Genomic DNA, 22,537 nt, shown 5'->3' on the forward strand with positions numbered 1-22,537 from the left:
ACGCATCGTCCGAACGGAGGCAGCAAGCAGTCAGGGGCAGGACTGACAGGCGGTTCCATCGTCCGGTAGCCAGGGTGCTCCCTCAGTGACCGACCGAGCGTCCCTCAAGGCGATGATGTGGGCAGGTCCGCGCACACGCGCAGGCCCATCGTCACGTCGCGCAGTGAGGGCTCCGGCAGCTCCCGGTTCGTCGCGCGCGCGGAGGTGGCCGCGAAGGCGAAGCTCCCACCCCGAGCCACCGCGCGCCCCGGCTCCAGCCACGAGCGCGTCCACTCCCAGACATTGCCAGCCATGTCGTCCACACCGAAGGGGCTGCGCGACGCGGGATGACTGCCCACCTCGTCCGGGCCGAAGCCTCCGGGCTGCTTGCCGTATGTGGCGTCGATGTTGGCGTCGTCTGGGCCCAGCCTGTCGCCGTGCGGGAACTCGCGTCCATCCACACCCCGCGCGGCGCGCTCCCACTCCAGCTCCGAGCACAGCCGCGCGCCAGGAACGCGGGCACTGAACGACAGCCAGGACACGTACGTCTCCGCGTCCGCGAAGGAGATGCCGCTCACCGGGAAGCGCAGCCAGTCCTGCTCGCCCCGCCGCGCGCGATTCGCGTAGCGCACCGGCTCTCCCGCACGCGCCTCGTACGGCACATTGCCCGGCTGGAAGCGCAGTCGCCAGACGTCGTCCACCCGGTCGAGCGAGAGGTGCCCCGCATACCCGCCCGTGCCCACGTGAGGCAGGCGCGAGGCGCGCAGCTCGGGAGACATCGACTCGAGGAAGGTGAGCCAGTCGGCGTACGTCACCTCGTGGCGGGCGATGAGGAAGCCCGGCACCTGCACCGCGTGCTGTGGCACCGCGTTGAAGAACTCACGGACGCTGGCATCGGCGGCGCTGCCAAAGCGCACCTCACCCGGTGGCACGAAGACGTAGCCCGCGGGAATCGAGCCCGCGCGAGGCAGCCGCAATTCCAGCCGCCGAGCCTCTCCGCGTCGCAACAACAAGGGCTGCGTCACCGGCTCGTGGTGTGACGCGCGCAGCGTGAGCTGGTACGGCCCGGGCGGGACGGAGACGTCCATCCAGGGCTCCGACTCCAGCGGCAGCGCAGGCCCTGGCTGCTCATTGCCGAGCCCATCCCGCGTCACGGGGCGCAGCTCCACCTCCACGTCGCGCGCGGCGACATCCAGGGTGAGGCGCGCGGGCGCGGTCCACCGCTTCCAGCGCTCGCCTTGGGTGTCGTAGAGCCGCAGGCGTTGCAGGAGCGTGGGCAGCGCCGCGGACTCGCCGTCCTGCTCGGCCCACAGCGCGCGCTCGAACAGGAAGTCCGCGAGCGCGTCGCGCACGTCCGGCCGCTCCGGCGCCAGGGCCAGGGCCCGCTCCAGCCGTCCCGAGACACCATCGAAGCGATGCCGCAACTGCGCGGCGCGGGCGACGCTCTTGCTCCACAGCCGGTCCGCGTCGAGCTTCTGGCCACTGCCGTAGAGACGGAAGGCCTCGGCGCGCTCGGAGTGGAGCAGGTCCTTCGTCTCCACCACCGTCTCCAGGGAGTGCCGGGCCTCGTCCAGTTCCGCGCGCACCTGACGCTCCAGGCTCCAACGCTCGCGCAGCTTCAGCCCGCCGTACACCAGGCCGAGTGACAGGATGAAGCCCGCGGCCAGGGCATGGCGGACGCCGCGGCTGCGCACAAGGGTGCGGCGCGAGGCGCGCAGGAAGTACTGCTCGCGGCGCGTCAGCTCGCCCGAGTCGAGCACCGCCGCCTCGGCGAGCTGGCGAGGCCCCCACAGCAGCTCGCGCGAGTGGTTGTGTTTCTCCCAGTGCGCCGCGGCGGTCTCCAGCAGGGCCTGGACCTCGCGACGCTCGGCGGCCTCCGCGAGCCAGCGGGCCAGCGCGTTCCAACCGGAGAGCAGGGCCTCGTGAGCCAGTTCGTAGGAAGTCCCCTCCGATGCCTCGCGCGCCACCAGCAGTCGGGCCCGGACGAGCGCCTCCAGCGCCGCGCGGTAGCGCACGTCTTCTCCCGCGAGCTCCCGGTCCGTCTTGCGCGCCCGGGTTCCGTCGGCGGTGACCAGGCGCAGCAGCACGCCCCGCGCCGCCACGCGCTGGTCCGGCAGCAATCGTTCCACCGCCGCGTCCGCGTGCTTCGCCAGCGCGCCCGCGACGCCGCCCAGTGAGTCCAGCGCGGCCTGGGCAATCACCTGGGCCTTCGCGTCGCGGGCCTCCCACAGCTCCGCGAGCGCGAACTGGAGCAGCGGGAGCCCACCCTCGGCCGCGGCCGTGACGAGCGAGTCGACCAGCGCCTCCGACTCGAAGCGCACGCCCTTCACGCGCGCGGGGCCGGTGACGGCCTCCCGTGTCTCCTCGGACGTGAGGGCGCGCAGCAGGTACAACGCGCGAGGGACTTCCGCGCCCAGGCCCGGCACGGACGTGAGCCGGGTGAGGAAGTCGCTGCGACTGGAGGCCAGCAGGCGCACGCCACTGGCGCCCTCCGCGAGCCCGCCCAGGGCCTGTCCCGCCAGCGCCGCCTCCAGGGGCTCGGCCAGGGTCGCCAGTTCTTCGAGCTGGTCCACGTAGACGAGCAGTCCCTCGCGGGCGCCCAGGCGCGCCCGGAGCCTGCGCACCAGACACGAGGGCTCGGAGCGGAGTGCCTCGGCCAGGGGCTCCTCGTCCACGGCCAGGAGGGGCGCGAGCGCCGCGGCCAGCGCGGCGACGGGCTTGCGGCCCGGCACCAGTCGGACGGAGTGCCAGCGCCGTCCATCCTCGAGTCCGCCCTCGGCCACGGAGGGGAGGATGCCGGCCAGACACAGGGAGGACTTGCCCACGCCGGAGTCGCCGGTGATGAGCAGGAAGGACTCGGCGCGCAGCCGCTCCAGCACGGCGCGGCACTCGCGGCGGCGGCCGAAGAAGAGGGCGCGATGCTCGGCCTCGAAGGCGCGCAGGCCCCGGTAGGGATTGCCCTCGGGCACGTGGGTGGGGGTGTCCTCGCGCGACAGGGCCTCGAGGGCCTCCAGGAGCAGCGCGGCGGAGGCGAAGCGTTCGGAGGGCTCGCGGCGCAGGCAGCGGTCGATGACCCCGGCGAAGGCGACGTCGACGTGGGGAGCGACATCCGCCAGGGGGAGCGCGTCCTGGGTGCGGACCACATGCGGGAGCTCGCGCCAGACGACGTCCCGGAAGGGGCCACGGCCCACGCAGAGTTCGTAGAGGACGACGCCGAGCGAGTACACGTCGCTGCGGGCCGTCAGGTCCTCGCCCGCCCAGGCCTCGGGAGACATGTAGTAGGGCGTGCCCACCAGCGCGCCCTGGGGGAGCGAGGGCAGGAAGACGCCGTCCAGGGAGCGCGCGGAGAAGTGCGGGTTGGCCTCCGGGTCCAGGTCCGCCGGCAGCTCTGGGGGGGCGGGATTTCGCAGAGGCGGGGCGTCATCGGCTCCGGCGGCGCTGTCCAGGAGCTTGGCGAGCCCGAAGTCGAGCAGCTTCACGGCGCCGCTCTCGGTGAGCACGGCGTTGCCGGGTTTGATATCGCGGTGGAGGACACCCCGACGGTGGGCGGCGCTCAGGCCCCGGGCCAAATCACGGCCGATGGTGAGCACGCGCTCCCAGCGCAGGGGTTTCACGAGCCGGTCCAGGCTCACGCCCCGGATGAACTCCGAGATGAGATAGGGCTGCTCGTCGAGCTGTCCCACCCGGTAGAGGGTGACGACGTTGGGGTGCTGGATGCGCGCGGCGGCGCGGGCCTCGACGAGGAAGCGGGCCAGGGCATTGGAGCCGAGCGCGGGGATGAACTTCACCGCCACCGGGCGTTCAAGGAGCGTGTCCTGGGCGAGATACACACGGCCTGTCCGCCCTCGACCGATGGGCCGCACGATTCGGTACTCGTCGAACTCCTGGGGCGGAGCCCACGCGTCCGGCTGCGGCGAGGCGGCAGGGATTCCCACCATGAGGGCGTATGCATCCCAGGTTGGAACGGCAACCCTGGCCCGGCTCGTTGCGACGCCGGCACGGTGGGGGGCTCAGGGAAGTGTCGGGTGGTGGGCACTCACCCTTCGCGAAGGACTCAGCCCTCCTGCCCTTCCCGCTTACGAGCCTTGCTCGGCTTGAGCATGTTTCGGATCTTGTTTTCCAGGTCCTGAGGCAGGCACGGCTTGGCGACGAACTCGTCGGCACCCGCTTCGCGTGCGTGTTCCGCGTTGCCGGCGAGGACGTGGCCGGTCAGGGCCATCACCGGGATGTCGCGCGTGCGCAGGTCCTGCTTGATGCGCCGGGTGGCCTCCCAGCCGTCCATGACGGGCAGGGACAGGTCCATGAGGATGATGTCCGGCTCGCTCGACTGGGCCTTCTCCACCGCCTCCATGCCATCCCGGGCGGTATCCACCTCGAAGCCGACGAACTCCAGGTACTCCGCATACATCTCCCGGGCGTCGTCGAAGTCGTCGACGACCAGGACCCGCTTGCGTCCCCCGCCTGACGCATCCGACGTCGCGGTGGAGACCCTGTCTTCAGAAGTGGGGGTGGCCGTGTGCTTCATGGAACAGGCGCCTCACGTGTGGGGAAACAGCGGTGGACAATCTATGCACGCATCCACCATCGCGCCCACCCCACTACGACTCGAGCCCCCCCTGCCCACCGTTCAATGGAGAACGGTGGGGACCGCGAGGACGAAGGTGGACGCGTCACCGCCGCACAAGCACATCGGGCTGCTCACTCGTTGGAGATGTAGACGCGGAGAGGCTGAATCTTCGGCGCGGTGTACTCGGTCCTGGCGATGAAAAGCCGACCTGAAGGGGCCATCCCGAATACGGGCGGCCTGCCCACAGGTACATCGGGGAGGGGGCGAAACAACCCGCTGATCGACTCCCAAGCGCCTGCACGAAGACGACGGACATAAAATGTCTCGGGCTGGCCAGGGGCTTCCGCTTCACGCAGCAGCGCCACCAGCACTCCCGTGGAATCCAGGGTAAATCCGCGCACGGAGACTCGAGTTCCTGCCGCAGGGAAGCGTCCCTCAATCGGCGTTCCCACTTCGGCCCAGGTCTCTCCACTCACTCCCCACACCTGGGAGTCTTCGTGTCCCAAAGAATTGACGATCAGGATGCGTCCCGCAGCATCCACACCGGTCGTTGTTCCGAAATCCTGAAACGGAAAGGGAACGGGTCTCCAGTCTCCCGCAGACCACCGCCGCATATACACCGTATCGATGAACGCAGAATCTCTTTCGCTCCAAAAGACGACAGGATTCCCAGCTGCGTCAACGTCCATCTGCATACCGGAGATAGCCATACTCGCGTTGACCTTGAGCGCCGTGCCCAATTGAGTCCAGTGGTCGTCCACCCACTTCCAGACCCATACCTGAGAACCCCCTACGTTGCTTGCTGGGCCACCCAAGAACCACTGCCCAGCACCATCCGTCCTGAGGAAGAGGTTCCAGAGAAGAAGCGGACTTTGGATGGCTTCTCCCATCGCAACCCAACCCGTCCCATTCCAACGGCGAACATGAACCGTGGACTCCATTTGCTCGACCCAGGCAACGACAGGTTGACCGTTCGCATCCAGTTGGAGTGAGCTTTGGGAGGGGTTTGCATCAGCGGTCCCAGAGTTCAGACCGGACCCCAGCAACTCCCACGACGCCCCCGTCCAGCGCCGGACGAACACCGCATTTCGTTCACCATCGTGCCAGGCGACGACAGGGCGTCCCAAGCCATCCACTCGCATGTCGATATCGCTTGGGATCGTGTGATTTCCCGAGTCCGGGAACAATGGCTCGCCCAAGGGAATGAAGCCCGGCACGGTCCAACTCCACTCCTGCTCCATGGTCCGAAGTGGGTTACCAGCCAGATCTGTCACTCCGGCGCCAAGTGACACCTTCATCAGCGCATCGACAGGCCACTTCGAGGTGGAACGTGCAGTGACGATGGTCCCATCTCCGGACAGAGAGATTTCGGACTCGACGGCTTCGGCGTCCGCGAACATCCGAATGGAGTTCACATGAACCGTCGCCGGATCAAGAGGCTCCGAGAATACGGCCTGCGCTTCCTGCCCCACCGGGACGAAGCGAGCCCCTGACCCGGGGCTGGTAGAGAGTGCTATCGGAGGAGACCGGTCCACCATGAGCTGCTGCGGCTCACTCAGGAATACCCTCGCCCCCAGGGTTGCCCTCACGCGCAGGTCGTGTTGTCGCTCCTCGAGCGCCTGGGTATCCCACCACATCTCGTATGGGGGGAGCAGCGTCTCAACGGACCTGCCATTGACCAACAACTCCACCCGCTCTGGGGTGGGTCCACTCAGTTCGGCCCTGACGTCGACAGGGCCGTTCGTCACGTGCCGCGATAAAACAAGCCGCACCAGCACGGATGGCTCACCCGCGTCGGGCGTCGAAGCATCTGGTGACGTGTCGGGACCCCCATCAGGTTCCTCGACCACCTGCTGGATTTCTGGGACGTCGATACAGGCCCCCATCAGGAGCCCCAGACAGACAATCACTGCACGTTGCGGGAATGGATGCATGACTCACAGAGAAGGCAATCCCTGTTCCAGTGCGATGTCACCATCGCTCGCCCTTGGGACATAGGGGCCGGGGTCACTGTTGGGAAGAGCCGAGCAGTCACTGGTATCTCGTCAAGCGGACCCACGTCTACTCCATGAGATTCAGAGCCAGCCGCGCGACATCAACCACGTATCTCCGCGCTCGCTCGTCGTGCGAGCCCATCAAAAACACAAACGCCCCCGTGGGGTGTCCCACGGAGGCGCAGTCATCCATCAACGAAGCAGTTTTGGCGAGGCCTCGTAGAATCGGGTTACTACGGAGGAGTAACAGGAGCGGGTTGAATCGCGATCCCAGTCACCGTCAGGTCCGCGGTGATGGGCTGCCCCCAGATACTCTCGTAGTTGCCGATGAGGCCTCGGCGGCCCAGGCTGGAAAACGCAACCACGAGACTCACACCGTTGGGTGCCAGCGTCGAGTACGGAATACCACCCGACGTGTAGATGAACGAGTAACGCGTGCTGTACAGCGAACCGGTGATGGGAAAGACAGGCAACTCAGGCCGATCCGTACGCGTTACGTAGGGACCAGCCGGCTCATCCCGGATCAGAGGGAAGCCCCGAGCGTTGCCCTGCTCACCCCTGACATTGCCCTGAATCGAGTCGCCGTTCAGGTCCGTGGTGAAGAAGACCTCCGCACTCTCAAACCCACCTTCAAAAGGCGACCAGACCGGAGCGCTGAAGTTGATGTACACCCGCTCACCATCGTTGAGGTTCTGCACATTGGGGGGAACCAGGCTCTCCTGGTACCGCGCCTCCGCGATGGTCACCGGTGAGATGGACCCGGGCTCGCCACCGAAGAAGAAGCCCCTGGTCGAGTAGAGGTCCCCGTTCTCCGCGGAGACAGCGCGCAGGTCCAGGTTGTACTCCTTGCCCGTCTGCACCACCCCGTTACCCGGAGTGATGGTGGCGGTATAACCACCATTGCCCAGGGCCACCGTGACGGGCAGCGACTCCTTGGCGTACTCGTCCGTCAGGCGCACCAACAGGGAGCTCTGCTGCACGGGCTGGTTGAAGTACAGGTAGATGGGCTCGCCCGACCGCACCATGTTGCGCAGCGGATGCGAATCCGAGGCACCCCGCAGCATCGCCACGTTGCTGCCCTCGACGTTCAGCGGGAGGTTGCTCACCTGCGAATACGGCAGGGTGATGAGCCGCGTGGTGCCAGAGGCCACCACGCTGGAGGCCGAGTAGGAGTCCACGTAGCCGTTGGTCTCCGGCACGCCGTCGCTGTTGGAGTCCACCGCGGACACCCACAGCTTGTACGTGCCGAGCTGGCCGGGGGTGGAATAGCGCGCCAGTTCCTGCGCGGTCGGGATGCCCTGGAAGTTCAGCACGCCCTGGTCGTCGGACGTCGCCTCCACGACCACCGTGCTCATCACGCGCGTGGTGTTGTCGGTGTTCGACAGGATGATGGTGCCCGCGGGCGAGGCCTCGAGCGTCGCGCGTACGTTCGCCGCGGGACGGCCCTGCGGCGTCACCAGCAGGAAGCGCAGCGAGCCGTCCAGCCGCGTCAGCGTCACGGGACCAAAGCTCACGTTGGCGTTGTTGATGGGCACGTTGCCGGCCGACGAGGGAATCGTCGAGCTCGCGCGCAGCGTGGCATAGCCCGTCTTGGTGAAGGTCAGCAGCACCTGGGAGCCAGCCGGGACGTCCTTGAACTCGAAGTTGCCCTTCGCGTCGGTCGTCGCCGAGAGCGGATCCGCCGAGCTGCCGATGGTGACTTCCACCGTGGCCTCGGACAACGCCTTGAGGTCCGTGCTCAACACCTGGCCCGACACCGTCCCCTTCGGCGTCGCGGGCGTCACCACCGTCACACTGTCCGGCTCACGAATGCCGTCGGCGATGCCATCCCCGTTCTCATCCTTGAAATCATCACCGCACCCCAGCGCCAAGAACGGCACCACGGCCATGACCAGATGCTTCTTCATCATCCCCACCTTGAAAAGATTTGCTTGAGCTCTCACGCCCCCAAGAGCGTGGGGCGGACACTCTCCGACCCGGCCCCTCCACGTCAAGCAGGCGACAGTCTCACTCACACCCCTCCCACAACCGATACACCGCACCCCTAGGGATCACATCACACCCCTCCCATTCTCTTACTTTTCAGCGGGTCCCATGCGACCCGCCCTGGTGCGATGCGCCTCCGCACGCGGCTTCCCCGGCGAAAACCGACTGCTACGGTGGCTCCATGGTGGATGTGAATGAACCGTGTCTCGGCTGTGCCATTGCTCGCGGCGAGCACCGTCCCGTGGGCGGCATCCTGGCCCGAGCCCCGGGGTTGGTGCTGCATGGCGTCGCGGGCCCCAGTCCCGTTCCTGGCTGGGTCGTCATCTCCAGCGAGCACCATGCACGTGCCTGGTACGAGCTGGATGACGCCACGGCTCGCGAGCTGGGCGCGTTCGCCGCGCGGGTGATGCGCGCCCAACGCGCGGTCCTCGGCGCCGAGCACGCATATGCGTTCGCCATCGGCGACGTGCTGCGCCACTGCCACCTGCACCTGGTGCCTCGCTTCCGGGACACGCCTCAGCGCCTGTGGGGCCGCGCGGTGTTCGATGCCGCCCCGGCGGATCATCTCCCGGCCGAGACACTGGAGGCCGCCGCCCGCTCGCTCGCCGCCTCACTGACGGACTGAGGCCCCTCTCCGGGCCCCATGGTAGACAGCGACCTCCCTCCTCTGGAGAGAGGTACCGCCGTGTCGTCCGAGTCCCGCAACCGCGTCCTCGAGAAGATGCTCGAGCGGCTGTACGCCGCGCTCGCGTCCGGACCGAGCATCAACTGTCGCCCCCACCACAGTCGGCAGCGCCTGGACCTGTCCGTGCTGAGCCGACTCGACGGCACCCCGCCCCACGCGGTGCTGGCCGCCCTGCTCGGGGACAAGGCCTCGGCCCGACTCGCGGTGAAGCCTCCGGACACGCTCCGGACATCCCCTGTCACGGCACGCACGGGACCCAAGTCCTCCGTGAGCGAGAAGCGCGCGCGCCCGAGCCCCGAGGCTCCGGACGACCTCGCGGCGACTCGAGCCACGGCGGAGGTCGACATGGACCTGAACGAGGCGCCGCCTCTTCGGACCGAAGTCCTCTCCACGTCTCGCACCGGGACCTCGCTGGATGACCTCACGACCTCCGGCGACACCACGGACCTCACGACCGGTTCGGGCTCCGAGGACGAGAGCCCCGCGAAGACTCGCGCGGAAGAGGAACAACAGGCCCTGCTGCGCAAGCTCGCCGCCATCGTCGAGGATGCTCGCATCTTCGAGCAGGACACCGGAGCGCATGTCCTTCACGTCGGCTTCCCGCTGCTGCACCTGCCCCCGAGCGCCAAGGACAAGCGAGGCTTCGGCACCCGGCGCATCCTGGCGCCCATCGCCTTTGTCCCCGTGCGCATCACCCTGAAAAAGGGACGCGCGCCCTCCGTCGAGCTGGCGGGGGCCGAAGAAGGCGTGGACCGCGTCGCACCCAACACCGCGCTCCTCGCCTGGCTCGAACAGCAGACAGGTCAGCGCTTCGGCGAGCTCTTCGCCGATGACGATGGCATTGAGCCGTGGCGCGAGGTCAACGAGCTGGTCGCCCTCGTCTCCAAGGCCCTGGAGCTGCCAGCCCCCGCGACCTTCACTGCCGACACGCTCCTGACCGCTGTGCCTCGCACGGATGAGGACGGCGGCCCGCAAGCCTCCATCCTCCCCTGCGCCGTGCTCGGCCTGTACCCGCTGTCCAACCAGAGCCTCGTGGATGACATGCGCGCCCTCGTGGACGGTGAGCCCATCTCGGGACCGCTGGAGAGCTTCCTGCGCGTGGATGTGTCACTCGGGCAGTCAGCTCACACGGGCGGCGGAGAACGGAACCTGGAGGGCCTCAAGCTCGCCGCCGAGGAGCGACTCGTTACCATCGCGGACCCCTGTCAGGCCCGCGCGGTGCGACTGGCGCGCAGCCGCCAGGGACTCGTCATCCACGGCCCTCCTGGCACCGGGAAGTCGCAGACCATCGCCAACGCCATCGGTGACCATCTGGCCCGGGGTGAGCGGGTGCTGTTCGTCTGTGACAAGCGCACCGCGCTCGACGTCGTGAAGCACCGTCTGGACCACCTGGGGTTGGGAAACCTGTGCGCCGTCGTGCATGACGCGCAGAGGGACCAGCGAGACCTCTACATGGGGATCCGCGAGCAGCTCGACACCCTGCCCGAAGCACGGACAGATGCCGCCGTGACGAAGGAGCTGTCCCGCGTGGACGATGAGCTCCAAACCCTCCACGACGAACTCACCACCGCCGAGCGCGCCCTCTCCGAGCGCCCCGCGGGCGGCACCGCGCCCTCCTTCCACGAGTTGGTGGGCCAGTGGCTCTCCCTCGAGACTCCCGCCGAGCTCACTCCCGCCACGGCCTCCCTCGCATCCGCCCGGCTCGCGGACGTGACTCCGCGCGAGCGAGAGACCCGCGAAGTCCTCGAGCGCGCGCTCAAGGAAGGCTACCCGGACGACCCCTGGCGCGAAGCCCTGGGCGTGGACCTGGCCACGTATCTCGCCACGCCGCTGGCCACCTACCGTGAACGGCTGAGCACCACCGTCAGCGCGGCCCGCGACGCCGACGCCCTCGCCTCCCCGCACGTCCCGTCATTTGGAGCGGAGCCCGAAGCCGAGGGCAGCGCGCGCGCCAACTTCGCCGAGCAACTCGCCCCGCTGCTGGAGGCCGCGAGCCCAGAGGTCCTCTCATACTGGAGCGCGGCTTCCACGGACTCGGTGCGGACCGCGAAGACCCAGCTCGACGGACTGGCGCCCCAGGTCAGGGTACTCTCCGAGGGGCCTCTCGACACGGAGCTCGCGCTGATTCATCGCGAGCAGCCTCAGTCCCTGGGCGTGCTGTCCACGGCGCTCGCCACGCTGGGCGCGTACCTGGGCATCGCTAGCAAGTGGTACGCCTTCTTCTGCTTTGCGCGGAAGGCAGGCGCTCGCAAGGTGCTCCAGCAGTTTGGCCTCACCTTGGGTGCCGACCCCGCGGAGCGCGTCAGCCGCTTCCTCACGGGCGCCCGCGCACGCGCGCTGCTGAGCGAGTTCCACCGCTCCACCCTCGCGCCGGGCGCTGCTACCGCGAGCGGCTCTCACTCCACCACGGCGCGGGGCGCTGCGACCTCGAGCGGCTCTCACTCCACCATGGCGCAGGGTGCTGCTACCTCGAGCGGCTCTCACTCCACCAGGGCGCAGGGCTCCACTGCCGCGAGCCTCCCTCCACCCTCCATTGCTCCGAGTTCCTCCGCCGTGGGCCTCGCCCACTCCAGCGTGGAGCCGGGCTCCACCGCCGTGGGCATCTCCCGCTCCACCTCCGCGAGCCTTCCCGATGAGCTGCTGTCTCGGGACCTGCGCACGCACAGCGCCCTCTTCGATGTACTGGGCACGCTGGACAGCACACCCCTGCTCGCCTCGTGCCGCGACGCCGTGCGCCGGGCCCTGACGGGAGATGCCGCCGCGCGCGAATCGCTGCTCACGGGCCTCCGTCAGTCCCCGGCACGAGGCGCGGCGGTGGTGAAGCTGGAGAAGCGACTCGCCGAGACCGGACTCCTCCGCGCTCCGTGGCTCTCCACCCGCTCGCGCGAGCTGCGCGCCGGTGCCCAACTGTCCCCCATCGCCTCCGCGTTTCAGTCCCGTCTGTCCACCGTGGAGGGAATGCTGCGCATGCGCTCGCTGCTGTCCGGCATGCCGCCCACGCTGGAGCCCGCCGTGGAATCCCTGGCGCGCCAGAGCGTGGACGCGGACTCCGGCTGGACGGCCGTGCTCAAGGCCACGCTCGCGGCGGAAGTCTCCTCACGCCTGCGCGATGACCCCGCCCTCCAACATGTCGACGCCGAGCGCACCCAGGCCACCCAGGCCCGCTACCGCGTCCTCGAGGAGAAGAAGCGCGGTCTGGTTCGCGACGCCATCCTCCACCGATGGACGCAGCGCCAACGGGAGCGTCTGCTCGCGACCACGGGAGGAAGACTCAACGGCCAGGGCGCGGAGCTACGCCGTCGGCTGATGCTCCGAGGCGAGCGCGCCATGCGCGTGCGTCAGGTCATCGCCACTGGCCTGACACTCGAAGGAGGAGACCCGCTCTTCGACGCCCGCCCCGTGTGGATGGCCAGCCCGCAGACGGTGGCGCAAATCTTCCCGCGCCAACCCATCTTCGACGTCGTCATCTTCGACGAGTCCTCCCAGTGCCGACTCGAGGAAGCCCTGCCCGTCCTCACCCGTGCAAAGCGCGTCGTCATCGCCGGAGACCCGAAGCAGCTTCCTCCCACGCGCTTCTTCGAGTCCGCCGTGGTGCAGAGCCAGGACACCGAGGCCGAAACGGAGCAGGGCCTCTTCGAGGACCAGCAGTCCGAAGTGGAAGACCTGCTCTCCGCCGCCCTCAACCTGGACATCGACCAGTGCTACCTCGACGTCCACTACCGCTCGCAGAACGCGGACCTCATCGCCTTCAGCAACGAGCACTTCTACGACAAGCGCCTCCAGGCCATCCCCGCGCATCCCTCGCACCGCGCACCCCACGCACCCCTGCGACTGCTGCCCGTGGGCGGCACCTACGAGAAGCGGGTGAACCACACCGAGGCCCGCGCCGTGGGCCAGCTCGTGAAGGAGCTGCTCGCACGCGCTGAACCTCCGTCCATCGGCATCGCCTGCTTCAACCTCTCACAGCGCGACGCCATCACCGACGTCCTCGACGAGCTGGCGGCGGAGGACGCCACCTTCGCGGCCCGGCTCGCCACCGCGCGCACCCGCCGAGGCGCCGGCTCCTTCGAGGGCCTCTTCGTCAAGAACCTCGAAAACGTCCAGGGCGACGAGCGAGACCACCTCATCATCAGCACCACCTACGGACCGGACCGACAGGGCCGCTTCTACCGACGCTTCGGCCCGCTCGGCAGCGCGGGCGGAGGACGGCGCCTCAACGTGCTCGTCACCCGCGCCCGCCAGCAGGTGCACCTGGTCACCTCGATTCCACGCGACGCCTATACGGCCCTGCCTCCGGTGGAGGCCGGACGTCAGCCCAACGGAGGCTGGCTGCTCTTCGCCTATCTCCAGTTCGCGGAAGCCATCGCCCACGCCCACGCGGAGGACTCTCGCGAAGACGCCCTGCCCACGTCCGAGCCCTCCGCCCCACGAGAACTCGTCGTGCGCGAGCGGGAGACCGACGCGGGCTCCACCTTCGCCCGCGCACTGGCGTCACATCTCGCGCGGCGTCACCTCATCTCCTCCGACGTGAACTGGGGCAACGACGGCTTCTGCGTGGACGTGGCCCTGCATCACCCCACCGTCCCAGGCGAGGTCACCGTGGGACTGCTCTGCGACGGCACGCGCTACCCCAAGGCCGCCGACCGCGTGGAGTGGGACCTCTTCCGCACCGCCGTGCTGGAGGGCCAGGGTTGGAAGCTCGTCCGACTCTGGACGCCCCACTTCTTCAGGGACCCCGAGGGCGCCACCACCCAGGTGCTCCAGACGGTGGGCGACCTCCTCATGCGCCAGCACCCAGCGGCGCAGGCCGTGGACACCTCCAGCAAGCGCGTCATGCACTGAGCCTCAGGGCGTCTTCGGCGTCGACTCCGGCAGCCACAAGATGCCCAGCTCCAACTCCAACGCCTCGAAGGGCTCGGCACGCACGCGCTCGTCCCCTGTGTACGTGCCCAGCTCCACCCAGCGACGGCCCTCCAGGCGGAACACCTCCAACGTCCGCGCCTTTGGGTCCACCAGCCAGACATGGCCCACGCCTTCTCGGGCGTAGATGCGCTTCTTCTTCACCCGGTCCAGCGCCCCCGTGGACGAAGAGAGCACCTCGCAGACCCAGTCCGGTGCCAGGGTGAAATACGGCACGTTCGGCATCTCCGGCATCCGCTCCCGACGCCAGCCCGCCAAGTCTGGCACCAGGACGTCCTGGCCGAAGTGCAGCTCCGGCTCCACCAGCAACCACCACCCTCCAGGTCCTCCTCGGCCCCGCTCGAAGGGCCCGTAAAGCTCGCCATACAGACGAGAATTCGCTCTCGCATGCGGGCTCGCCGGCCGAGGCATGGCGATGAGCTCCCCGTCGATTATCTGCCCGACCATGTGCTCCGGCAGTGCGAGCAGGTCCTCATATGTCGCCGGCCGCTTCGGTCCCTCACCCATTCCCTCGCTCCTCTCCCCTCTGACTTCCCACCCCTCCAACATCCCCGCCACCTCCCCGAAGTGGAACCCCACCCCATACCGCGTGTCCACTCCTTCCTACTCAGGAGGTCTGACATTCGGCGGCCCACCCAAAGGCCCCCATGGACCTGCCATTCCATAGAAGGAAGAATGTCACCGCCCCATGCTTCCTTCTCGCTCTGGCCTTCTCGTCCTATCGCTCCTGCTCCTGTCCGTGCCCGCGTACGCGGACAACAACGCCGACGAGGCGGACATCGCCTTCGAGCTGGGAAACGACGCCTACGCCAAGGGCCAGTACACCGAAGCCCTGCGCTCCTACTTCACCAGCTACCGGCTGGTGCCCAACCGCAACGTGCTCTTCAACATCGCCCGCTGCTTCGAGGCGCTGGGCAAGTTCAACGAGGCGTACCGCTACTACAACGACCTGCTCACCGAGGACCTGCCCACGGAGGACGCCTCGGAGGTGTCGCGCTCGTTGGACCGGCTGCGCCCCAAGGTGGCGCTCGTCAAGGTCACCACCGTCCCCAAGGGCGCGGACGTCTACGTGGACCGCATGGACCTGGGCAGCCGGGGCCGCTCTCCGCAGACGCTCGCGCTGTCGCCGGGCCGTCACAAAATCATGGTGAAGAAGGACGGCTACCGTCCCACCGAGGCCACCGTCACCGTGGCGCGCGGTCGTGAGACGGAGCAGACCTTCGACCTGTTCCTCATCACCGGCGGCGTGGAGCTCACCGGGACCCCCGAGGGCGCCGAGGTGCGCGACGCCCCCAACGGCCCCGTCATCACCAAGCTGCCCGGTCGCGCCCGCCTGCCTCCCGGTCAGCGCATCCTCTACGTGCGCGCCCCCGGCTACTCCCCCGGCCAGTACGTGGTGGACGTGCCCGCCGATGGCAGCGTCCCGCTCTCCGTCGCGCTGCGCGTGCAGGACCGCCCCTCCGGCCGACTCGTCGTCACCGCCAACCGCGACGGCGCCACCGTGCGCGTGGACGGCAAGCCCGCGGGCTTCACCCCCACCGTCGTCACCCTCCCCGAAGGTGAGCACGCCTTGGAGGTCGAAAGCCGCGAGGTGCGCCCGCTGCGCCAGAAGGTGACCGTGGTCGCGGACCAGGAGGTGAAGGTCCACGCGGAGCTGCGCTACGCCCCCCCGCCCGTCCGCGCCGCATCCAAGAGCCTGGTCGCCGTGGACGACGCGCCCGCCTCCACCACCGTGCTCACCCAGGAGGAACTGCGCGCGTTCGGCTGGCGCACCCTCGCGGAGGCGCTCTCCGGCGTGCGCGGCTTCTACATCACCGACGACCGGACCTATACGTACCTGGGCGTGCGCGGCTTCTCGCCCCCGGGAGACCTCAACACCCGCGTCCTCATCCTCTGGGACGGCCACGCCATGAACGACGTGTGGGCCGGCCAGGGCTACGCCGCCCACGACCTCAACGTGGACCTGATGGAGGTCGAACGCATCGAAGTCGTGCGCGGCCCTGGCAGCGCCCTGTACGGCACCGGCGCCTTCTTCGCCGTCATCAACGTGGTGCCGCGCGAGTCATTGGGCCCGGACAACCACCTGGAAGTCACCGGCGCGGTGGGCGCGCTGAACACCACGCGCGGACACGTCACCGCCTCGTGGGAGGACGGCAATCGCTCCATCCTGGTGAGCGCCTCGGCGCTGACGGCCTCCGGCGCGGACACCACGCGGTTGCGGCGCCTGGACCCGTCGCTGGCGGACGTGCTCGTCAACGGCCTGGACGCGGAGCGGGCCGCCACCGGCTCCATGCGCGCCCGTCTGGGCGATGTGTCCTTCCAGGCACAGCTCAACGTCCGCTCGAAGGAGCTGCCCACCGCCCCCTACGGCACCGTGCCTGGCGCAGAGGGCAACACCGTGGAGGACCTGCGCGCCTTCGTCGAGGCCCGTTACGAGCGCGAGTTCACCGAGCGCTTCAGTTTGTCCGCGCGCGCCGCGTTCGACATCAGCCGCTACGAAGGCATCTACGTCTATCCGGAGGACGCCGGTGGCTCCAACAAGGAGGGCGGCGCGGCGGATTGGGTCAGCGGCGAGGTGCGCGCACGCGTGGGCATCTTCGAGGGCAACCGACTCACGCTCGGCGTGGAGGCCCAGGGACAGCTGAGCGTGCGGCAGACGGCGAGCAACGCCCCCCTGGATGAGAAGTCGCGCACCCTCTTGTCCGCGTATCTGCTCGACGAGTGGCGACTGCACCCGCGCCTGAGCCTCTCCGCGGGCCTGCGTCTGGACAAGTACCTGGACCTGGACACCACCCCCATCACCCCGCGACTGGCCCTCATCGCCCGTCCCTATGACGCGGGGCTCACCAAGCTGGTGGCCGGCAAGGCCTTCCGCGCGCCCAACGTCTACGAGCTCTACTACACGGACGGCATCACCCAGGCGCCCCCGGGCTCGCTGGAGCCGGAGACCATCACCACCTTCGAGCTGGAGCACTCGCACGACCTGACGGACGAGCTGCGCCTGTCGGTGGCCGGCTACCACAACCGCATCTCCAGCCTGGTGCAGCTGCGCACCGACGACGCCCCCTCCACCGAGTGTGGCGGCACCCCGTGTCTGCGCTTCGTCAATGACAGCGGCACCACGCTGGCGTGGGGCGCGGAGGCGGGTGTGCACTGGCAGCCGGGACGCTGGCTGCTGGTGGACGTGAGCTACTCGTACGTGAAGCTGCGCAACGCGGCGGACGTGGTGGCCTCCGCGTCACCCGCGCACCTGGTCTCCGGACGCCTGCTGATGCCCGTGGGCAACGGCGACATGCGGCTGGCCACCCAGGCCACCTACCAGAGCGCGCGCCCCACCGGCCCGGGTGGAGCCGACAGCGGTGAGGCGCTGCTCGTCGGCTTCGGGCTCTCCGGTGACTATGGCCCGCTGCGCTACTTCGCCGGCGTCCACAACCTGCTCGACTCCGAGTACCAGATTCCCGTGTCGGACGAGAATTCCATCGCCCCCGTGCCGCAGTACGGACGCACCTTCACCCTCCAGCTCACGGGAACGTTCTGACGCATGGGCGAGGCCGACTTCGAGTTCACCTTCATCCAGCCCGGGCACGCGCTCTACGAGGCGGAGCTGGAGCTGCGCTTCCGCGTGCTGCGCGAGCCTTTGGGCCACACGCGGGACGCGGTGAAGTTTCCCTTCGAGGCACAGAGCCTCCACCTGGTCGCCCACCAGGGTGACAGCGTGCTGGGGTGCGTCCTCTTCCACCCCGAGGACTCGCACGGTGGACGCCTCTTCCAGATGGCGGTGACGCCCCACCTGCAGGGTCAGCGCCTGGGTGCTCGACTGGTCCATGCGCTGGAAGCGGAGCTGGTGCGACGCGGCGTCACCCACGTCCACCTCCATGCACGGCAGGCGGTCGTCCCCTTCTACGAACGCCTGGGCTATTCCGTGTATGCGGAAGCGTTCACGGAAGTGGGGATTCCCCACCGACACATGGAGAAGTCACTCGCGACGTAGGCCGGGGCGGGTGCTCACCACTCGACACCGCCGAATGTCTTCGGGCACCCGGGCGGACCACCGCCCCGTTGCCCCCTGACCTCAACAGGCAGGGGATGCTGGTAACCTTTCGCGAGAGGTCAGCGGGCCAGCGACACCGAGGAGACATGATGAACGGAACGAACGACGGACGCGCCGCGCCCCCTTCCCACCGGGCCGGCCCCTCGGGGGGTCCTGGGGACAGCGAGCTGGATGACGAGGGCTCGCCAGCCGAGTCGGACGAAGGCCGCGCGCCTCGGCGTCCACCCATCCACGTCCTGGAGGACAACACGCTGCACACGCGGCTGACGCGTGATTTGGGCGTGCACTATCCCTTCGTCAGCGCGGGCATGGCCTTCGTGGCGCTGCCGCCGCTGGTCATCGCCGTGTCGGAGGCGGGAGGCATCGGCATGCTCGGCTCGGCGCCGGAGCCCGCGCCCTTCCTGCGCTCGCGCATCCAGGCCATCCGCGCCGGCACGCAGCGCCCCTTCGGCGTGGACTTCATCCTCGACCGCGCGCGAGCAGGGGACTTCACCACGCGCGAGCACATCGACACGTGCATCGCCGAGCGCGTACCGGTGGTCGCCTTCCACTGGGCCCTGCCGCCCGCGGACTGGGTGAAGGACCTGCGGGCCGCGGGGACGAAGGTCTGGGTGCAGGCCAGTTCGGTGGAGTTCGCGAAGGAGGCGCTCGCGCTGGGCGTGGACGGACTCATCGCGCAGGGCCGACAGGCGGCGGGCTACAACCGGGGCACCACGCCCACGCTGAAGCTGGTGCGGGAGCTGCGCGCGCTGGTGGGTGAGTTGCCGTTGCTCGCCGCCGGTGGCATCGCGGATGGGCTGAGCGCGGCGCGCGCGCTGTTCCATGGCGCGGACGGCGTCTGGGTGGGCACGCGCATGGTGGCCTCCGTGGAGGCGTACGCGCACCCGGGCTACAAGCAGCGTGTGGTGGACGGAGACGCGCGCGACTCCGACTTCACCACCCTCTTCGGCCCCGAGTGGTCCGGGCCGCGTCAGCGCGTGCTGCGCAACCGCGTGGTGCGCGAGTGGGCGGGCCGCGAGGCACGTGCGCCGACGAACCCCACGGACTCCATTGGCACCACGCGGCTGTACCCGGGGCTGTCGGGTGGCGATGCGCTCTACACGATGCCGCGCTTCAGCGCCTTCGTGCCCACGCCCGACACGCAGGGTGACCTGGAGGAGATGGTGCTGCCCGCCAGCGGCTCCAGCATGGCGCGCATCGAGAGCGTGCTGCCCGCCGGTCAAATCGTCGTGGAGATGATGGAGGGCGCGCACCGGCTGCTGGCGAATCCGTACGAGCTGGAAGCGGACGCCGACGAGAACGACCGCTCCTGAGTCGAGGTGCCCGGCGGACGGCGCCCTGGTGCTCCGCCCGCCGCCATTCCCGCTGAAACGGGTGAAGCGGCCGGGGAAGTTGGAGTAGGAACCCACGGAAGACAGGTGGGTCCCATGACGATGACGACGACACAGGCGCGCTGGCGGCGCGTGGCGGTTTCGGGCTGGATGGCCCTCGCGCTGTGTGGCGGCGTGGCGGTGGCGCGGGCGGTGACTTCGGAGGTGAGGACGCCGTCGCGGCGACTGTCCGCCGAGGAGCGTGTCCTCGTGGGCCGGGCCGCCGCGGAGGCGGAGCCCCACTGGCGTCGGCGCTCGATGCACTCGTTCCCCGGAGACCACTGGTCCCAGGACGACGACTTCGGCGCGTCGGAGCGAGGCTGGGTGATGAGCGAGGCGCGCCGGCGCGACGTGCCGGTGACGGACGTGTTCGACGCCATCGACACCGAGCTGCGCTCGGCGGCGCCCATCCTCCCGCCGCGCAAGGCCTCCGCCAGCCCGTGCAAGCCCCGTCCGTTCTACGACTGATGCCCGGCACGAACTCGACCCTCGCTTCGCGAGGCCATCGTCGGCCCGCGCTCGCCACGACCCTTCGCCGAGGCCCGAGGCCCGACCCCGTCGTCCTCCCGCGAGGTCGCCGCCGCTCCGTGCCTGACTCCTGCTGCTCGCGTCCCTTGATGCCCGGCGCGTCCCCCGTCTTCTCGCGCATCGGCGCGCTCCCTCTCGAATGACGACCTCCTCCCACGGACTGCTCCGCGCCGCCCACCGCGCCGCCTCGCTCACGAGCGTGCGCCTGGCCCTCTTCGGCGTCCTCGCACTCGCCGCGTGCTGGCATTCCCTGTCGCTCGCCGGAGGGATGAACGACTTCCGCGACTCGCACCTGCTCGACTCGTACGAGGACGCGGGCACGCGCAGCGTGACGCACTACGGACAACTGCCCTTGTGGAACCCCTGGTCCTGCGGTGGCCAGTACGCCCTGGGCAGTCCGCAGACGCGCGTCTTCGCGCCCACCGTGGTGCTGTCCTCCCTCGTGGGCCCGCGCCGCGCGGAGCCGATTCTGCTGTGGGCCTTCCTCGTGCTCGGCATGGAGGGCTTCTTCCACTACGCCCGACGGCGCGTGGGCTCCGCGACAGGCGCACTGGGCGCGGCTCCCCTCTTCGGGTTGATGGGCTTCACCGCCCTGTCCTGGTCCATCGGCTGGCTCAACTTCGCGGGCTTCCTCCTGCTGCCGTGGCTGCTCGTGGGCACGCGTCGCGTCGCGGAGGGGAAGCTGTCTGGCGTCGCGCTCGTGGGCGGCGTCTTCGCGCTGCTGCTCAGCTTCGGTGGCACCTACCCGGTGCCCATGGGCGCCCTCTTCGTCGCGCTGGAGACCGGACGCACGCTGTACGGGATGCGCGGCATGCCTCGACGGCGCGAGGCGCTGTGGGCCCTGGGCATCACCGCCTGCTTCACCCTGGCCGCGTGTGCCTTCCGGCTCTGGCCGCTCATCGAGACGATGCGCTCCTCGCCGCGCGTCATGGCGGGTACGCCGGGCAACGCGCTCGTGCCGCTGACGAAGATGCTGCTCCAGCTCCCCGCGCGCTCCGGCTACAGCGACCCGGGCAACTTCTACTTCGCGCCCGCGGCCCTCCTGCTCGCGCTGCCCGCCCTCGCCCTCGCTCGACGCCGCGCGCTCTATCCCGCCGTCATGGCGGGCCTGTGCGCGTGGATGGCGGCGGGATACTCGGCCACGCCCTCGCTGTTCGCGGGGCTGCGCACGCTCCCCATCTTCGAGACGTTCCGCTACCCCGAGCGCTTCCTCGTCCCCACCTGCTTCTTCCTCGCGGAGCTGGCCGCGCTGGGGCTCGCCGCGCTGCTCGCGCGCACGTGGCGCGCGCCCTCCCGGTGGACCTGGGCCGCCGTGGCCGCGTGTGCCGTGGCCATCTCCAGTTGGGGCTTGCAGCTTCGCGCCTTCGACAACCTCTCGCGCTGGGCGCAGATGACGGCGATGCCCGCCGAGCGGGAGCAGCCCTTCGCCCAGGCGCGCGGCAATCGCTGGTCGCAAGGACACCTGCTCGCGCTCAACCGGGGCTCCATCGCCTGTGGCGAGGCGTGGCCCGTGCCCATGTCCTCCAAGCTGCGCGGAGACTTGAGCCAGGAGGAGTACCTGGAGGAGCCCGGCGCGGGCACCGCGAAGCGCGTGGAGTGGACGCCCAACCGCGTGTCCATCGACGTGGACGCGACGCGGCCCACCGTGCTGCTCGTCAACCAGAACTGGCACCCGGGCTGGAAGTCGTCGCAGGGCGAGGTCATCTCGCGTGACGGACTGCTCGGCGTGCGCGTGCCGCAAGGCCGTCAGCAGGTGGTGCTGAGCTTCCTGCCCCGCTCGGGACTCGGAGGCACGCTCGTGTCGGCGCTCGCGTGGGCCGGGCTCGCCTTCCTCATGTGGCGCGAGCGGCGCGGTCATCGGCTGCCGTGGCCCGGAGCGCTGGGCGTGTCCGCCGTGCCCCTCGCCGTGTGGGGTGTGCTCGCGATGGCGTGGCCTGAGCCCGTCGCGAAACCGGACCCGCGCAACGCGGATGGCTCGCCGTTGACGGTGGCCGCCCTGCCCCCCGCGGCGCGGCCGGTGAACGCGCGCTTCGACGTGCCCGTGGAGCTGGTGGCGGCGGAGGTGCCCGCGGAGCCGGACGCGGAAGGCATCACCCCCCTGGTGCTCCACTGGCGCACGACGGGGCCGGTGCCCCGCTCGGTGGGCATCTTCGTGCACGTGGTGTCGGCGGAGGGCCAGCGCATGGGCTCGGACCATCCGGTGCTGGGCGGCACCTGGTTCTTCGCGGATGCGCCTCGGGACACGCTGCTGCGCGACGCCTTCTCCCTCTCCACGCGGGGCTGGCGGCCCGGAACGTGGAACGTGCTGGTGGGCCTGTGGCACGCGGGCGGCGACCAGTCCCGCGTCGACGTGCTCGGCACGGGCGGAGCACAGGTGTCCGAGGGCCGCGTGTACGTGGGGACGTTCACCGTTCCACGGAACGTCCGGGCCAATGAGTCTTCCGTGAACCCGTAGTC

12 protein-coding genes are annotated in these 22,537 nt (G+C 69.4%); 7 read left to right on the forward strand and 5 right to left on the reverse strand.

Annotated elements, in window-relative coordinates; translation table 11 throughout:
• Positions 1-104: 104 nt before the first annotated feature.
• The 4 genes from HUA75_RS26625 to HUA75_RS26640 form a co-directional block, all read right to left on the reverse strand.
• Positions 105-3,914: an SUMF1/EgtB/PvdO family nonheme iron enzyme gene (locus HUA75_RS26625; protein ID WP_371746224.1), complete on the reverse strand. Its 3,810-nt coding sequence runs from the start codon at positions 3,912-3,914 to the stop codon at positions 105-107.
• A 119-nt stretch (positions 3,915-4,033) separates the two neighbouring features.
• Entirely contained in the window at positions 4,034-4,504 is a 471-nt protein-coding gene (locus HUA75_RS26630) for a response regulator (protein ID WP_141646727.1), read from the reverse strand.
• 173 nt (positions 4,505-4,677) lie between these two features.
• Positions 4,678-6,480 carry an Ig-like domain-containing protein gene (locus HUA75_RS26635; RefSeq protein ID WP_174487960.1) on the reverse strand — a complete coding sequence of 601 codons (1,803 nt, stop codon included), beginning with the start codon at positions 6,478-6,480 and terminating at the stop codon, positions 4,678-4,680.
• Positions 6,481-6,773: 293 nt separating this feature from the next.
• Entirely contained in the window at positions 6,774-8,447 is a 1,674-nt protein-coding gene (locus HUA75_RS26640; RefSeq protein ID WP_254627794.1) for a carboxypeptidase-like regulatory domain-containing protein, read from the reverse strand.
• Positions 8,448-8,707: 260 nt separating this feature from the next.
• On the opposite strand from HUA75_RS26640, the gene HUA75_RS26645 reads away from it, so the two are divergent.
• Both HUA75_RS26645 and HUA75_RS26650 read left to right on the forward strand, forming a co-directional pair.
• Positions 8,708-9,151 carry an HIT family protein gene (locus tag HUA75_RS26645; RefSeq protein WP_174456948.1) on the forward strand — a complete coding sequence of 148 codons (444 nt, stop codon included), beginning with the start codon at positions 8,708-8,710 and terminating at the stop codon, positions 9,149-9,151.
• A gap of 60 nt (positions 9,152-9,211) precedes the next feature.
• Entirely contained in the window at positions 9,212-14,053 is a 4,842-nt protein-coding gene (locus HUA75_RS26650; RefSeq protein WP_174487962.1) for an AAA domain-containing protein, read from the forward strand.
• Between the two features lie 3 nt (positions 14,054-14,056).
• On the opposite strand, the gene HUA75_RS26655 is transcribed toward HUA75_RS26650, so the two are convergent.
• Positions 14,057-14,638 (reverse strand): Uma2 family endonuclease, encoded by a 582-nt coding sequence (locus HUA75_RS26655; protein ID WP_174487963.1) that lies wholly within the window; start codon positions 14,636-14,638, stop codon positions 14,057-14,059.
• A 181-nt stretch (positions 14,639-14,819) separates the two neighbouring features.
• On the opposite strand from HUA75_RS26655, the gene HUA75_RS26660 reads away from it, so the two are divergent.
• The 5 genes from HUA75_RS26660 to HUA75_RS26680 all read left to right on the forward strand — a co-directional run bounded on the left by HUA75_RS26660 (position 14,820) and on the right by HUA75_RS26680 (position 22,535).
• A complete protein-coding gene (locus tag HUA75_RS26660) occupies positions 14,820-17,669 on the forward strand; it encodes a TonB-dependent receptor domain-containing protein (protein ID WP_174456951.1) in 2,850 nt (949 codons plus the stop codon).
• Between the two features lie 3 nt (positions 17,670-17,672).
• Positions 17,673-18,122, forward strand: a complete 450-nt coding sequence (locus tag HUA75_RS26665; protein ID WP_141648674.1) for a GNAT family N-acetyltransferase — start codon at positions 17,673-17,675, stop codon at positions 18,120-18,122.
• A gap of 149 nt (positions 18,123-18,271) precedes the next feature.
• Positions 18,272-19,495: a nitronate monooxygenase family protein gene (locus tag HUA75_RS26670; protein ID WP_141648676.1), complete on the forward strand. Its 1,224-nt coding sequence runs from the start codon at positions 18,272-18,274 to the stop codon at positions 19,493-19,495.
• A gap of 114 nt (positions 19,496-19,609) precedes the next feature.
• Positions 19,610-20,020 (forward strand): hypothetical protein, encoded by a 411-nt coding sequence (locus HUA75_RS26675; RefSeq protein ID WP_174456952.1) that lies wholly within the window; start codon positions 19,610-19,612, stop codon positions 20,018-20,020.
• A 199-nt stretch (positions 20,021-20,219) separates the two neighbouring features.
• Positions 20,220-22,535 (forward strand): hypothetical protein, encoded by a 2,316-nt coding sequence (locus tag HUA75_RS26680; RefSeq protein WP_174487964.1) that lies wholly within the window; start codon positions 20,220-20,222, stop codon positions 22,533-22,535.
• Positions 22,536-22,537: the final 2 nt, after the last annotated feature.

The sequence above is a fragment of the Myxococcus sp. CA040A genome (assembly GCF_013336725.1).
GTDB classification, from domain to species: Bacteria; Myxococcota; Myxococcia; order Myxococcales; family Myxococcaceae; genus Myxococcus; species Myxococcus llanfairpwllgwyngyllgogerychwyrndrobwllllantysiliogogogochensis.